The organism is Pseudomonas sp. CFBP 13727 (assembly GCF_014841915.1).
Taxonomy (GTDB): domain Bacteria; phylum Pseudomonadota; class Gammaproteobacteria; order Pseudomonadales; family Pseudomonadaceae; genus Aquipseudomonas; species Aquipseudomonas baltica.
In genome coordinates, this window is the sequence record NZ_JACYUT010000005.1 from 98,064 (window position 1) to 111,903 (window position 13,840).

Below are 13,840 nucleotides of genomic sequence, written 5' to 3' on the forward strand. Positions count from 1 at the left end.
CGCGCCGTTTTATTGTTCTTGTCGTTCCCCATGTTATTGATTAGCTTCGTGGTGAAAACTAAAGATTTCACCCAGGGGCTGAGCGTTTTCGCACAGTCCAGAGCGCAGTTGATTAACAAGGGAAAATCAATGTTCGACTGGAACGACCTGCGCTTCTTTCTCGAGCTGCAACGCAGCGGCCGATTGCTGACCGCTGCCAAGCGCCTGCATACCACGCACAGTACGGTCGCCCGGCACATCGAAAGCATCGAGCGCCACCTGGGCACGCCGCTGTTCGTGCAGAACGCCCACGGCTACGAACTGACCCCGGCGGGGCAGACGCTGCTCAAGCACGCCGAGGCCATGGAGAACCTGGCCCTGCGCGCGCAGGAGGACATTACGCAGTCATTCAATCCGCTGGGCAAGATCCGCCTGGGCGTCACCGAAGGCATCGGTATCGCCTTCATCACACCGCGTCTTGGTGAGCTGTTCAGGCGTTATCCAGGCCTGGAGGTCGAGCTGGTGGCCGTGCCGCGCTTTGTCAGCATTCTCAACCGCGAAGCCGAAATCAGCGTGCACCTCGAGCGTCCCAATGCCGATCTGCTGATCACCCGCAAGCTCACCGACTACAACCTGGCACTGTATGCCAGTGCCGATTACCTGGCTGCTGCCGAGCCGCTGCGCAATCGTGAAGACCTGGCACAGCATCGCTGGATCGGCTATGTCGATGACCTGCTGTTCAGCCAGGAGTTGTTATTGCTCAACAGCTTCTGTCGCAATCCGGTCGTGGCCTTTCGCAGCACCAGTGTGCTGGCTCAACAGGAGGCTGCATGCATCGGCCTGGGCATCGCCGTGTTGCCCGTGTACATGGCTGCCAAGGATCCACGGCTGGTGCGCGTACTGCCCGACGAAACCATCCAGCGCAGTTACTGGATCAGCACCCGACGCGAACTGCACAAATCGGTACGCCTGCGCGTGGTCTGGGATTTCCTCCTGCAACTGTGCGCCGACCAGCAGGCTACCTTGCTCGCCACCTGAAACCCATGCCCGGCTCCCACATGGCACTGAATGTTGCCTTCATGTGGGAGCGGGCTCTGCCCGCGAAGACGCCAGCCGAGTCGCCACAGATCCAACCGGCTCAAACAACCACCGGCTGCCCACCATGAACAGCTTCCCCCGCATCGCCATGCAGGGAAATCTTCGACGTCTCCGGCAGTGCCAAGCCACCGGCGAGCGCCAGCACCGAAACCGCCATCAAGTAAAACGCTGGCGACAGGTTGCTCCCCGTCATACCGATCAACCAGGTCGCCATCAGCGGCGCCGTTCCGCCAAACACCGTGTAGGCCAGGTTGTAGGTGATCGCCGAGGCCGTGTAGCGGGTTCGGGTCGGGAAGGTTTCCGACAACAGTGCTGCAGTCACCACACCACTGAGCACTGCACCGACCGCCAGCATCATCACCCCGATGACGGAAGCGACGAACGAGCCTGAGCTGGCGAGCAGGAACGACGGATACACCACCGCGATGATCAACACCCCAGCGGTCCCCACCGTTACCCGACGCCCGACCTTGTCGGAGAATGCTCCCGCAACGGGACACATCAACGCGGCAAACACCAAGGCGATCACCGAGATCAACAACGCCGTGGCCCGGCTCAAGCCACCCACCACCTGCAGATAAGTCGCAAAGTAGGTAGTGAACATATAGAAGGAGAGGGCGGTCAGCGACACGAATGCACCCAGGCACAGGATCGCACCACCGTGACTGCGCAGGGTGTCCTTGAGCGGTGAATGGGCAACGTCGTGTTCTTGCTTGACCGCCTGGAACGCTGGCGTTTCATCCAGCCGCCAGCGCAGGTAAAGCCCCACCAGGCCCAGCGGTGCCGCTATCAGGAACGGCACCCGCCAACCCCAACTGGCCATCGCCTCGGGCGACAGCGAAGCGTCCAATGCGTAGGCCATTACCGCAGCACAGGCGAACGCGCTGAAGGTCGACACCGGGATGAAGCTCCCATACCAGGCACGTTGGGTACGCGGCGCATGCTCCATGAGATAGGCACAGGCGCCGGCATACTCACCGCCGGCAGAAAAACCCTGAGCGCAGCGAATCAGCGTGAGCATGATCGGCGCGGCAATGCCGATGGCGGCATAGGTGGGCAACAAACCGATCAGCGTCGTTGCACCAGCCATGAGCAGGATGGTCATGGCCAGCACCTTCTTGCGCCCGATTCGGTCGCCGAGCATGCCGAAAACGATTCCGCCCAGGGGTCGAAACGCAAACGCCACGGCGAACACTGCAAAGGTTTTCAACAAGCCCGTGGCAGCGTCACCACTGGGGAAGAACTGTTGGGCAATGGCCGTGGCCAGAAACCCGTAGACCGCAAAGTCGAACCATTCCACGAAGTTGCCTACGGCAGCGGCGCAGATCACCTTTTTCAACGTCGCGGGGGATACCCGCCCCTCCATTGCATGGTCCATGAGCTTTACCCCTGTGCAGACGTGACGAGCCATTGATTATCGGGCGCGGGCTGTGACACTCCTGCCGAAAAGCGGCATTGACGTAGTCATGCCCGCAGCGCACCTGCAATAAGCCTGCGCAAGATCCACGCCAGGGCTGTTCGTCCGTTCTCGGCGTGAGGCATTGGATACGCACACCCAAAAAAAACCCCGGGCCAAGGGCGCCGGGGTTCGGTGGGTGGGTCTAGCCTCAGAAGTCGAGGTTCGACACCGCCAGTGCATTGCTTTCGATGAACTCGCGACGGGGCTCGACCGCATCACCCATCAGGGTGTTGAATATCTGATCGGCGCCGATCGCATCCTCGATGGTGACCTTGAGCATGCGTCGCACGCTTGGGTCCATCGTGGTTTCCCACAACTGGTCTGGGTTCATCTCACCCAGACCTTTGTAGCGCTGGATGGTATGGCGCTTGGTGCTTTCGGTCATCAGCCACTCGAGGGCTTCCTTGAACTCGACCACGGCCTTCTTGCGCTCGCCCCGTTTAACGTAGGCGCCTTCGTCCAGCAGACTGGCCAACTGTGCGCCCAGAGCGGTCACGGTCTTGTAGTCGTTGCTGCCGAAGAAATCGCGGTTGAAGGTGATGTAGCTCGCCAGGCCGTGGGAGGTGATCTCCACCTCTGGCAGCCAGACGTTGCGCTCACGGTCTTCACGCAGACTGGCCTTGTACACCAGGCCCGATTTCTCGCTGGTGCGCAGACGTGCGTCGAACTTGGCCAACCAGGCCTGCATGGCCTCGTGGTCGCCCAGCTGCTCGAGTGCCACCGCCGGCAGGTACACGAAGTGCTCGGTCAGCTCCTGCGGGTACAGACGCGACAGACGCTTGAGCGTCTTCATGACCATACGGAAATCGTTCACCAGGCGCTCCAGCGCTTCCCCGGAAATACCGGGCGCCGAATCGTTGAGGTGCAGGCTCGCATCTTCCAGGGCCGACTGCGTCATGTACTCCTCCATGGCGTCGTCGTCCTTGATGTACTGCTCCTGCTTGCCCTTCTTCACCTTGTACAACGGCGGCTGGGCAATGTAGATGTAGCCGCGCTCGATCAGCTCAGGCAACTGACGGAAGAAGAAGGTCAGCAACAAGGTACGGATGTGCGATCCGTCAACGTCGGCATCGGTCATGATGATGATGTTGTGATAGCGCAACTTGTCGATGTTGTACTCTTCGCGACCGATACCGCAGCCCAGTGCCGTGATCAAAGTGCCCACTTCCTGGGAAGAGATCATCTTGTCGAAGCGTGCCTTCTCGACGTTGAGGATCTTGCCCTTGAGCGGCAGGATCGCCTGGGTCTTGCGATTGCGGCCTTGCTTGGCCGAACCACCGGCGGAGTCACCCTCCACCAGGTAGAGTTCGGAAAGGGCAGGGTCCTTCTCCTGGCAGTCGGCCAATTTGCCTGGCAGGCCAGCGATGTCCAATGCACCCTTGCGACGGGTCATCTCGCGCGCCTTGCGGGCAGCTTCACGAGCACGGGCGGCGTCGATCATCTTGCCCACCACGGCCTTGGCTTCGTTCGGATTCTCCAGAAGGAAATCCGAGAAGTACTTGCCCATCTCCTGCTCGACCGCAGTTTTCACTTCGGACGAAACCAGCTTGTCCTTGGTCTGCGAGCTGAACTTGGGATCCGGCACTTTCACCGAAATGATTGCGGTCAAGCCTTCACGCGCATCGTCGCCGGTGGTCGAGACCTTGTTCTTCTTGGCCAGGCCTTCCTGCTCGATGTAGTTGTTCAGGTTGCGCGTCAGCGCCGAGCGGAAGCCCACCAGGTGAGTACCGCCATCGCGCTGCGGAATGTTGTTGGTGAAGCACAACAGGTTTTCATTGAAGCTGTCGTTCCACTGCAGTGCCACTTCAACACCTACGCCATCGTCGCGTTGCACATTGAAGTGGAACACCTGATTGACGGGCGTCTTGTTGGTATTGAGGTATTCGACGAATGCCCGCAGACCGCCTTCGAACTTGAACAGCTCTTCCTTGGCGGTGCGCTCATCCTTCAGGAGGATACCCACGCCAGAGTTGAGGAAGGACAATTCGCGGATCCGCTTCGCCAGAATGTCCCAGCTGAAGTGGATGTTCTTGAAGGTGTCGGCCGATGGCTTGAAGTGGATCTTGGTACCGGTGGTTTCGCTTTCACCGACGATTTGCATCGGCTCCTGCGGTACGCCATGCACGTAGAACTGCTCCCACAATTTCCCAGCGCGACGCACTGTCAATTGCAGGCTTTCAGAGAGTGCGTTCACCACGGATACACCAACGCCGTGCAGGCCGCCGGAAACCTTGTACGAGTTATCGTCGAACTTACCACCAGCGTGCAGCACGGTCATGATGACCTCGGCCGCAGATACGCCTTCTTCCTTGTGCACATCCACTGGAATGCCGCGACCGTTGTCGGTTACGGAAATGGATTCGTCTGGATGAATGGTGATGGTGATTTCATCACAGTGGCCGGCCAGTGCTTCGTCGATGGAATTGTCCACCACCTCGAAGACCATGTGGTGCAGGCCGCTACCATCATCGGTGTCGCCGATGTACATACCGGGACGTTTGCGTACGGCATCAAGCCCTTTCAGCACCTTGATGCTGGAGGAGTCGTACGTTTGGTTCTCGCTCATGCCTTCACTCCCGATGATCGTGGGTCTGGGTAATACCGCCATGTTCCACGTGGAACACGGCAACTGGCGTTTCCGTTTGCCAGCCTTCCCTCAATAATTCTTGATCCACACAGGTGATGAACACCTGGCAGCGTAATTCTTCCAGCAAGCGGCACAATGCGCGACGATGTTTCTCGTCCAGTTCGGAGGGCAAATCGTCTACCAGATAGATGCATTGCCCTCGGCGGGCCTGGCCTACCAGATGGCCCTGGGCAATGCGAAGTGCGCATACCACCAGCTTCTGCTGACCGCGCGACAATATGTCGGCCGCATTATGGGCGCCCATTCTGAGGCGAAGATCAGCACGTTGAGGTCCAGCCTGGGTATGCCCCATCTGCTGGTCTCTCAACAGCGAACCTGCCAATACATCGGCAAGTTCGCGATCCTTGTCCCAACCTCGGTAATAGCTCAGCGTCAACCCATCGAGCTGCACCAACTCGGCGAGTGTCTGTTCGAACACAGGCTTCAGCGCCTTGATGTAAGCACGGCGGTACTCGTCGATTTCTGCACTGGCAAGACAGAGTTCACGGTCCCACGCCGCTTGCGAAGCAACGTCAAGTGTACCATGCCGAAGCCACGAGTTCCGTTGCTTCAAGGCCTTCTGCAGGCGCTGCCAGGTCGACATGAAGCGAGGTTCCACGTGGAACACACCCCAGTCGAGAAACTGTCTGCGAATTTTAGGCGCGCCTTCCAACAGCCGAAAGCTGTCGGGATTTATCAACTGCAGCGGAAGTATCTGGGCAAGCTGGGCTGCGCTTCGCGCATTCTGGCCATCTATGCGAATGGTGAAATCGCCTTGGCGCTCTCTGGATATCCCCAGATTGCTCTGTCCACCTTCGGCCAGTTCGACTTGCCCGAACACCGTAGCGCTCGCCTGATCGTGCTGGATGATCGGCACCAAGCGCGTACTGCGGAAAGATCGAGCCAGACCCAGCAAGTGAATGGCTTCCAGAACACTGGTCTTGCCACTGCCGTTGGCGCCATAAAGAATGTTGATGCGCGGGGAGGGGGAGAAGGTCACCGGGTGCAGGTTGCGCACCGCGGTGACTGTGACGCGGGTAAGGGACATTCAGGCAGGGGTCAGAGGCGCATCGGCATGACGACATATGCCGAGTCGTCGTTGTCCGATTCCTGCACCAGGGCGCTGCTGTTGGAATCGGACAGAATCAGGCGCACCTGCTCCGTCGTCATCACGCCCAGCACGTCGAGCAGATAACTGACGTTGAAGCCGATCTCCAGCGCGCCACCGTTGTAGTCCACGGCCACTTCTTCTTCCGCTTCTTCCTGCTCAGGGTTGTTGGCCTGGATTTTCAGCTGACCGGCCGCCAGTTGCAAACGGATGCCGCGGTACTTTTCGTTGGACAGAATAGCGGTGCGGCTAAACGCTTCACGCAATGCCTGGCGATCTCCGACCACCAACTTGTCGCCACCTTTGGGCAACACGCGCTCGTAGTCGGGGAACTTGCCATCGACCAGTTTGGAGGTGAAGGTGAACTCACCGGTGGTAGCACGGATGTGGTGCTGGCCCAGCACTATGCTGACGTTGCCATCAGGCTCGGTCAGCAGGCGGGCCAGCTCCAGGATACCTTTGCGGGGCACAATGACCTGATGCCGATCGGCCTGGCCAATGTCGGCTTGCATCGAGCACATGGCCAAGCGGTGTCCATCGGTTGCGACGGCGCGGATGATACCTGCCGATACTTCCAGCAGCATGCCGTTGAGGTAATAGCGAACGTCCTGTTGAGCCATGGCGAAACTGGTGCGTTCGATCAACCGGCGCAGCTTGCTCTGGACCAGGCTGCACGTCAGCGAACCCGGGCCTTCCTCGACCGTCGGGAAATCATTGGCCGGCAATGTCGACAAGGTGAAACGGCTGCGTCCGGCCTTGACCACTACCTTCTGTTCATCGACTTTGATGTCGATCAGGGCGTCGTTGGGCAAGCTCTTGCAGATGTCCATCAACTTGCGCGCGGGCACCGTGATCTCGCCAGGCTCGGCGGGCTCTTCCAGCTGTACGCGGCCAACCAGTTCCACTTCCAGGTCAGTACCGGTCAGGGACAACTGCTGCCCCTGAACGACCAGCAGCACGTTGGAAAGCACAGGCAAGGTCTGGCGGCGTTCGACGACGCCGGCGACCAGCTGCAGGGGTTTCAACAGGGCTTCGCGTTGAATGGTGAAATGCATGGTCTAGTCCCTTGCCTCAAAAGCTGCGTAGTGAATGTTCACGTGGTCAGGGTACGCAGCAGGTTCTTGTAGTCCTCGCGGATATCCGCGTCGGATTCCTTGAGTTCGTTGATCTTGCGGCAGGCGTGCAGCACGGTGGTGTGATCACGGCCACCAAACACATCGCCGATTTCCGGCAGGCTGTGGTTGGTCAGTTCCTTGGACAACGCCATGGCCACCTGCCGCGGTCGCGCCACCGAGCGTGAGCGGCGCTTGGACAGCAGATCGGAAATCTTGATCTTGTAGTACTCGGCCACCGTGCGCTGAATGTTATCCACACTCACCAGCTTGTCTTGCAGTGCCAGCAAATCCTTGAGCGACTCGCGGATCAGCTCGATGGTGATTTCTCGGCCCATGAAGTGCGAGTGCGCAATGACGCGCTTGAGTGCACCTTCGAGTTCGCGGACGTTGGAGCGAATCCGCTGGGCAATGAAGAACGCCGCGTCATGGGGCAACTCAACCTTGGCCTGATCCGCCTTCTTCATCAGGATCGCGACTCGCGTCTCGAGCTCCGGTGGTTCGACCGCCACTGTCAAACCCCAGCCAAAGCGCGACTTCAGGCGCTCTTCGAGCCCTTCGATTTCCTTTGGGTAGCGGTCGCTGGTCAGGATGACCTGCTGGCCGCCCTCGAGCAGCGCATTGAAGGTATGGAAGAACTCCTCCTGGGAGCGCTCCTTGCGAGCGAAGAACTGAATGTCATCGATCAGCAGCGCATCGACCGAACGATAGAACCGCTTGAATTCGTTGATCGCGTTCAGCTGCAACGCCTTGACCATGTCGGCCACGAATCGCTCGGAATGCAGGTAGACGACCTTGGCATTCGGATTCTTCTTGAGCAGATGGTTACCCACAGCATGCATCAAGTGCGTTTTACCCAGACCCACACCGCCATAAAGGAACAGCGGGTTGTAGCCATGCTTGGGGTTGTCCGCAACCTGCCAGGCAGCGGCACGCGCCAGCTGGTTGGATTTACCTTCGACGAAGTTTTCGAAGGTAAAGGTGCGATTCAGATAGCTGGTGTGCTTGAGCGCACCCTCTACCTGCACGGTGCGCTGCTCGGCGCGCACAGGGGCCGGTTGCGAACTGGCACCGGCCATGGGGTCGAAGCTGTCCCGCGACGGTTCTTCACTGGCCGCCGAAGGCTTGGAAACGGCCTCTACAGGCGCAACTGCAGGCACGGCAGCCACCGGGGCCGCCTGCGCCTGGCTTGCCGCTGCAGAGGCTGCCAGCGGGGCGTTGAATGCAGCGCGGGGCGTCGAGCTGCGGCGGCTGCCGATCAGCAACGAAAGCGCCGGCGCGAGTCCGTTGCCGTGCTCACCCAACAGTTCGAGAAGTCGTGTCAGGTATTTCTCGTTTACCCAGTCCAGCACAAAGCGGTTGGGCGCGTAGACCCGCAACTCGTCGCCTTCGGCTTCGACCTGTAGCGGACGGATCCAGGTGTTGAATTGCTGGGCAGGCAGTTCATCGCGCAGGAGTTCCACGCACTGCTGCCAAAGTTCCACTGACACAGGTATCCCCTGAATTGAAAGCCGGCAAGGCAAAAACAACCCCCATTGTACCGACGCTCAGCACACTTATCCACATGTAGGTCCGGCCACTGGCCTGGAAAGCGTGAAAAAACCGCTGTTCAATGCCTCGAAATCTGATTCCTGAGCTCTGTGGATAACCTGGCTTGAGATCTATGCACAAGTGGGGGTCGAGATCTGTGGATAACAGCCCTGTGGATATCCTCGTCTTTAATCCACAGGTTGTCCTTAGCATCGACACAGGCGCAGCACCTCTTCTGGACAGGGTTGCGAATCCCCAGGACGCACGGGCAGCAAGGGCTGAAGGTAGTTATCCACAGAAAAGGGCCTCACTAAGATCTATAAGCATTACAGAAAAGCTTTAAATAAGTCCCTTCTCTATTTCTATATTTGATCGGCTCTGGTGTGTCATACGCAGGCTTGGAAACAGGAGGCGGATGAATCGAAGGTGAGGGTCGATGTCTACGTGCAGCGCAGGGTTCTGATAAACGATGCAAAAGTAATAGCTGGTTGGAAATTGACCTTCTGCCGCGCTTTCACTAGAATCGCCGGTCTCTTAAAACGGGGTCCATTCCGGCCCGTTGTGGACGAACCAGGTAACAACCATGAAACGTACTTTCCAACCCAGCACCATCAAGCGCGCTCGCACTCACGGTTTCCGTGCCCGCATGGCTACCAAGAACGGCCGTACCGTCCTGTCGCGTCGTCGCGCCAAGGGCCGCAAGCGTCTGGCAGTTTGATCCTTCGGCACAGGTGGTGAGTCAGGACTACGGTCGGGAAAAGCGTCTGCTGACAGCCCGGCATTTCAAAGCAGTCTTCGACTCGCCGTCTGGCAAGGTACCCGGCAAGAACTTGCTGCTCCTTGCGCGTGAGAACGGCCTCGAACATCCCCGTCTGGGGCTGGTCATCGGTAAAAAGAGCGTCAAGCTCGCCGTTCAACGCAATCGCTTGAAACGTTTGATGCGTGACTCGTTCCGTCTGCACCAGGACATACTGGCTGGCTGGGACATCGTCATCGTCGCGCGCAAAGGTTTGGGCGACGTGGAAAACCCTGAATTGCATGAGCATTTTGGCAAGCTCTGGAAGCGCCTTGCACGTAACCGGCCCGCTCCAGTGGTGAAGACCGAACCTGCAGGAGTGGACAGTCAAGATGCGTAAACTGGCAATCGTTCCGATCCAGTTCTACCGCTACGCCATCAGCCCTCTCATGGCGAACCACTGTCGTTTTTATCCCAGTTGCTCTTGCTACGCGCTCGAAGCCATCGAGATCCACGGCCTCTTGCGTGGAAGCTGGCTGACCGTTCGTCGCCTTGGCCGCTGTCACCCATGGAATGCCGGTGGTTTCGACCCGGTTCCAGACGCCCCATCACCCCGTTCTTCTTCGATAGCCGAGTAATCATGGATATTAAACGCACGATCCTGATCGTCGCCCTGGCAGTCGTGGCCTACGTCATGGTCCTGAAATGGAACCAAGACTACGGTCAAGCCGCCTTGCCGACTCAGAATATGGCTACCCAGAACCCGACCCCGGCATTGCCGGAAACGGTACCGGGCACCAACACTCAAGCCAGTGCCGATGTACCCAGCGCCAATCCTGATGCCAATCTGCCTGTGCCGACCCCTGTCGTGGTCAGCAAGGACCTGATCTGGGTCAAGACCGACGTGCTCAACTTCGCTATCGATCCTACCGGTGGTGATATCGTCCAGCTGAACCTGCCCGAGTACCCTCGGCGCCAGGACATGCCGAACATTCCATTCCAGTTGTTCGACAACGGTGGTGAACTGACCTACCTGGCCCAGAGTGGCCTGACCGGTGCGAACGGCCCGGATGCGCGTTCCACTGGGCGCCCCGTGTACAGCGCCACGCAAAAAAGTTATCAACTGGCCGAGGGTCAGAACCAGCTGGTAGTCGACCTGACCTACAGCGACAACGGCGTCAACTACGTCAAGCGCTTCACGGTCGACCGCGGCGAATACGACCTGAAAGTCGGCTACCTTGTGGATAACCAGAGCGCGCAGAACTGGAGCGGGAACATGTTCGCCCAGCTCAAGCGAGACAACAGCTCTGACCCGTCGTCGACTACGGCCACCGGTACCGCGACCTACCTGGGTGCTGCCCTGTGGACAAGTGGCGAGCCGTACAAGAAAGTGTCGATGAAGGACATGGACAAGGCCGGCCTCAAGGAAACCGTGCAAGGTGGTTGGGTAGCCTGGCTGCAGCACTACTTCGTGACGGCCTGGATCCCTGCCCCCGGTGACAGCAACAACGTCATGACGCGCAAGGACAACCAGGGCAACTACATCATCGGCTACACCGGTCCGACGTTGTCCGCCGCACCAGGTGGCAAGGTCGAAACCACAGCCACCCTGTATGCCGGTCCGAAGGTACAGGACAAGCTCAAGGAATTGTCCCCAGGCCTGGAGCTGACCGTCGACTACGGCATCCTGTGGTTCATCGCGCAACCGATCTTCTGGCTGCTCAAGCATATCCACGCGATCCTGGGTAACTGGGGCTTCTCGATCATCTGCCTGACCATCCTGATCAAGCTGCTGTTCTTCCCCTTGTCGGCCGCCAGCTACCGGTCGATGGCGCGCATGCGCGCCGTTGCGCCGAAACTGGCATTGCTCAAGGAGCAGCATGGCGACGATCGCCAGAAGATGTCGCAGGCCATGATGGAGCTGTACAAGAAAGAGAAGATCAATCCGCTGGGTGGCTGCCTGCCGATCCTGGTGCAGATGCCGGTCTTCCTGTCCCTGTACTGGGTACTGCTGGAAAGCGTCGAGATGCGTCAGGCACCTTGGCTGCTGTGGATAACCGACCTGTCGATCAAGGATCCGTTCTTCATCCTGCCGATCATCATGGGCGCGACCATGTTCATTCAGCAGCGCTTGAACCCAACGCCTCCGGATCCGATGCAGGCCAAGGTGATGAAGATGATGCCGATCGTGTTCACCTTCTTCTTCCTCTGGTTCCCGGCCGGCCTGGTACTGTACTGGGTAACCAACAACACCCTGTCGATTGCCCAGCAGTGGTACATCACGCGCGGTATCGAGAAAGCTGCGGCAAACAAACCTGCCGTTTAACGGGTTGCTCGACTAACCTGTGCACAAAGCGCCCCCTCGTGGGGCGTTTTGCTATCTGAAATTCGACCGGAGTATCTGCATGAACGTCGTTCGCGAAACCATCGCTGCCATTGCCACAGCCCAAGGTCGCGGTGGAGTGGGGATCGTGCGTATCTCCGGACCACTGGCCAGCACGGCTGCCCAGGCGATCATCGGCCGCGTGCCAACGCCTCGCTACGCTCACTACGGCCCGATGCTCGACGCGCAGTGCCAGGTCATCGACGAGGGCCTGAGCCTGTACTTCCCCGGGCCCAATTCGTTCACCGGCGAGGACGTGCTCGAGCTGCAAGGCCACGGTGGGCCTGTGGTGATGGACATGCTGCTGCAGCGTTGTCTGCAACTGGGCTGCCGCCTGGCACGTCCGGGCGAATTCAGCGAGCGTGCATTCCTCAACGACAAGCTCGACCTGGCCCAGGCCGAGGCCATTGCCGATCTCATCGAAGCCAGTTCAGCCCAGGCGGCGCGCAACGCCGTGCGTTCGCTGCAAGGGGCTTTTTCCCGCCGTGTGGATAACTTGACCGAGCAGCTCATCGCGTTGCGTATCTACGTCGAGGCCGCCATCGACTTTCCCGAGGAGGAAATCGATTTCCTCGCCGATGGTCATGTACTGAGCCTGCTCGACAAGGTACGTGGCGAGTTATCCACCGTGCTGCGGGAAGCCGGGCAGGGGGCCTTGCTGCGTGATGGCATGAACGTGGTCATCGCCGGTCGACCGAATGCCGGCAAGTCTAGCCTGCTCAACCTGCTGGCCGGACGCGAAGCCGCGATCGTGACGGAGATTGCCGGCACGACCCGGGACGTGTTGCGCGAACATATCCACATCGATGGCATGCCGTTGCACGTGATCGACACCGCGGGGCTGCGCACCACAGCCGATGAAGTCGAGCAGATCGGCGTGCAGCGAGCGCTGAAGGCCATTGCCGAGGCCGATCGTATCCTGCTGGTGGTGGATGCGACGGCCGCCGAAGCGGCCGACCCGTTTTCGCTCTGGCCGGAGTTCCTCGAGCTCACGCCCGATATCGGCAAAGTCACGGTGATTCGCAACAAGGCGGACCTGAGTGGGGAACCCATCGGCCTGCAGCAGGACGGCGACGGACACGTCACGTTGAGCTTGACTGCCAAGGGGGCGGGCGAGGGGCTGCAGTTGCTGCGCGAACACCTCAAGGCCTGCATGGGGTACGAACAGACCGCAGAAAGCAGCTTCAGCGCACGTCGACGTCACCTCGAAGCCTTGCGCCATGCCGGCGACCACCTTGACCATGGACGTGATCAATTGACCCTGGCCGGGGCCGGCGAGCTGTTGGCCGAAGACCTGCGCCTGGCGCAGCAAGCCTTGGGTGAAATCACCGGAGCATTCAGTTCAGATGATCTGCTGGGACGCATCTTTTCGAGCTTCTGCATCGGCAAGTAGGCGTGCAAGCACCGCCACGACCCGCGCATGAAACTGATCAACAGCCGCCTTTCGAGGCGGCTTTTTTTTATACACGCTTCAGGAGCCCTGTGGAAAAGCCTGCCTGAGCCAGGTTGATAAGCGGGTCCGAAAGCTGATGATAAATCCGCCTGTGGGTAAGCAACCGTGTTACCCACAGGTTAATTTCGGTTATACACCGGGCTCATTAACAGGTGAACACAACCTTTAATTTCTCTGTACAGCACGAGTACAGAGGGTTTCAGAACCTTATCCACAGATTTGTCGTTGCATAGTAATAAACATAAAAACAAAGCTTTAATAAATCTCTCTCTTTTAATTTCTATTACCCGGTCTATCCACAGCTGGTTATTTTTTGTGCAGAAGGGTTCTTTAGCCGAGGCAAATTCCCTATACTG

11 protein-coding genes are annotated in these 13,840 nt (G+C 58.9%); 6 read left to right on the top strand and 5 right to left on the bottom strand.

Features of this window, described 5'->3' with window-relative positions:
* Positions 1–129: 129 nt before the first annotated feature.
* On the top strand, positions 130–1,017 hold the full coding sequence (locus IFT76_RS16060; RefSeq protein WP_192055181.1) for a LysR family transcriptional regulator: 888 nt from the start codon (positions 130–132) through the stop codon (positions 1,015–1,017).
* Between the two features lie 100 nt (positions 1,018–1,117).
* Here the strand turns inward: IFT76_RS16060 and IFT76_RS16065 are convergent, their stop codons facing one another.
* The 5 genes from IFT76_RS16065 to dnaA form a co-directional block, all read right to left on the bottom strand.
* Positions 1,118–2,455: an MFS transporter gene (locus IFT76_RS16065; protein ID WP_122480046.1), complete on the bottom strand. Its 1,338-nt coding sequence runs from the start codon at positions 2,453–2,455 to the stop codon at positions 1,118–1,120.
* A 229-nt stretch (positions 2,456–2,684) separates the two neighbouring features.
* Positions 2,685–5,102 carry a DNA topoisomerase (ATP-hydrolyzing) subunit B gene (gene gyrB / locus IFT76_RS16070; protein WP_122480045.1) on the bottom strand — a complete coding sequence of 806 codons (2,418 nt, stop codon included), beginning with the start codon at positions 5,100–5,102 and terminating at the stop codon, positions 2,685–2,687.
* A gap of 4 nt (positions 5,103–5,106) precedes the next feature.
* A complete protein-coding gene (gene recF, locus IFT76_RS16075; RefSeq protein WP_122480044.1) occupies positions 5,107–6,210 on the bottom strand; it encodes a DNA replication/repair protein RecF in 1,104 nt (367 codons plus the stop codon).
* 11 nt (positions 6,211–6,221) lie between these two features.
* Positions 6,222–7,325, bottom strand: a complete 1,104-nt coding sequence (gene dnaN / locus IFT76_RS16080; RefSeq protein WP_122480043.1) for a DNA polymerase III subunit beta — start codon at positions 7,323–7,325, stop codon at positions 6,222–6,224.
* A gap of 38 nt (positions 7,326–7,363) precedes the next feature.
* Complete coding sequence (dnaA, locus tag IFT76_RS16085; RefSeq protein WP_122480042.1) at positions 7,364–8,872, bottom strand: chromosomal replication initiator protein DnaA; 1,509 nt, start codon at positions 8,870–8,872, stop codon at positions 7,364–7,366.
* A gap of 623 nt (positions 8,873–9,495) precedes the next feature.
* On the opposite strand from dnaA, the gene rpmH reads away from it, so the two are divergent.
* The 5 genes from rpmH (at position 9,496) to mnmE (ending at position 13,424) form a co-directional block, all read left to right on the top strand.
* On the top strand, positions 9,496–9,630 hold the full coding sequence (rpmH, locus tag IFT76_RS16090) for a 50S ribosomal protein L34 (protein WP_043192020.1): 135 nt from the start codon (positions 9,496–9,498) through the stop codon (positions 9,628–9,630).
* Positions 9,631–9,643: 13 nt separating this feature from the next.
* Positions 9,644–10,048: a ribonuclease P protein component gene (gene rnpA, locus IFT76_RS16095; RefSeq protein WP_049860458.1), complete on the top strand. Its 405-nt coding sequence runs from the start codon at positions 9,644–9,646 to the stop codon at positions 10,046–10,048.
* Entirely contained in the window at positions 10,041–10,286 is a 246-nt protein-coding gene (gene yidD / locus IFT76_RS16100) for a membrane protein insertion efficiency factor YidD (RefSeq protein ID WP_082223633.1), read from the top strand. The genes rnpA and yidD overlap by 8 nt, the downstream gene beginning before the upstream one ends.
* A gap of 2 nt (positions 10,287–10,288) precedes the next feature.
* On the top strand, positions 10,289–11,974 hold the full coding sequence (gene yidC, locus IFT76_RS16105; protein ID WP_192050259.1) for a membrane protein insertase YidC: 1,686 nt from the start codon (positions 10,289–10,291) through the stop codon (positions 11,972–11,974).
* 79 nt (positions 11,975–12,053) lie between these two features.
* Positions 12,054–13,424 (top strand): tRNA uridine-5-carboxymethylaminomethyl(34) synthesis GTPase MnmE, encoded by a 1,371-nt coding sequence (gene mnmE, locus IFT76_RS16110; RefSeq protein ID WP_192059277.1) that lies wholly within the window; start codon positions 12,054–12,056, stop codon positions 13,422–13,424.
* Positions 13,425–13,840: the final 416 nt, after the last annotated feature.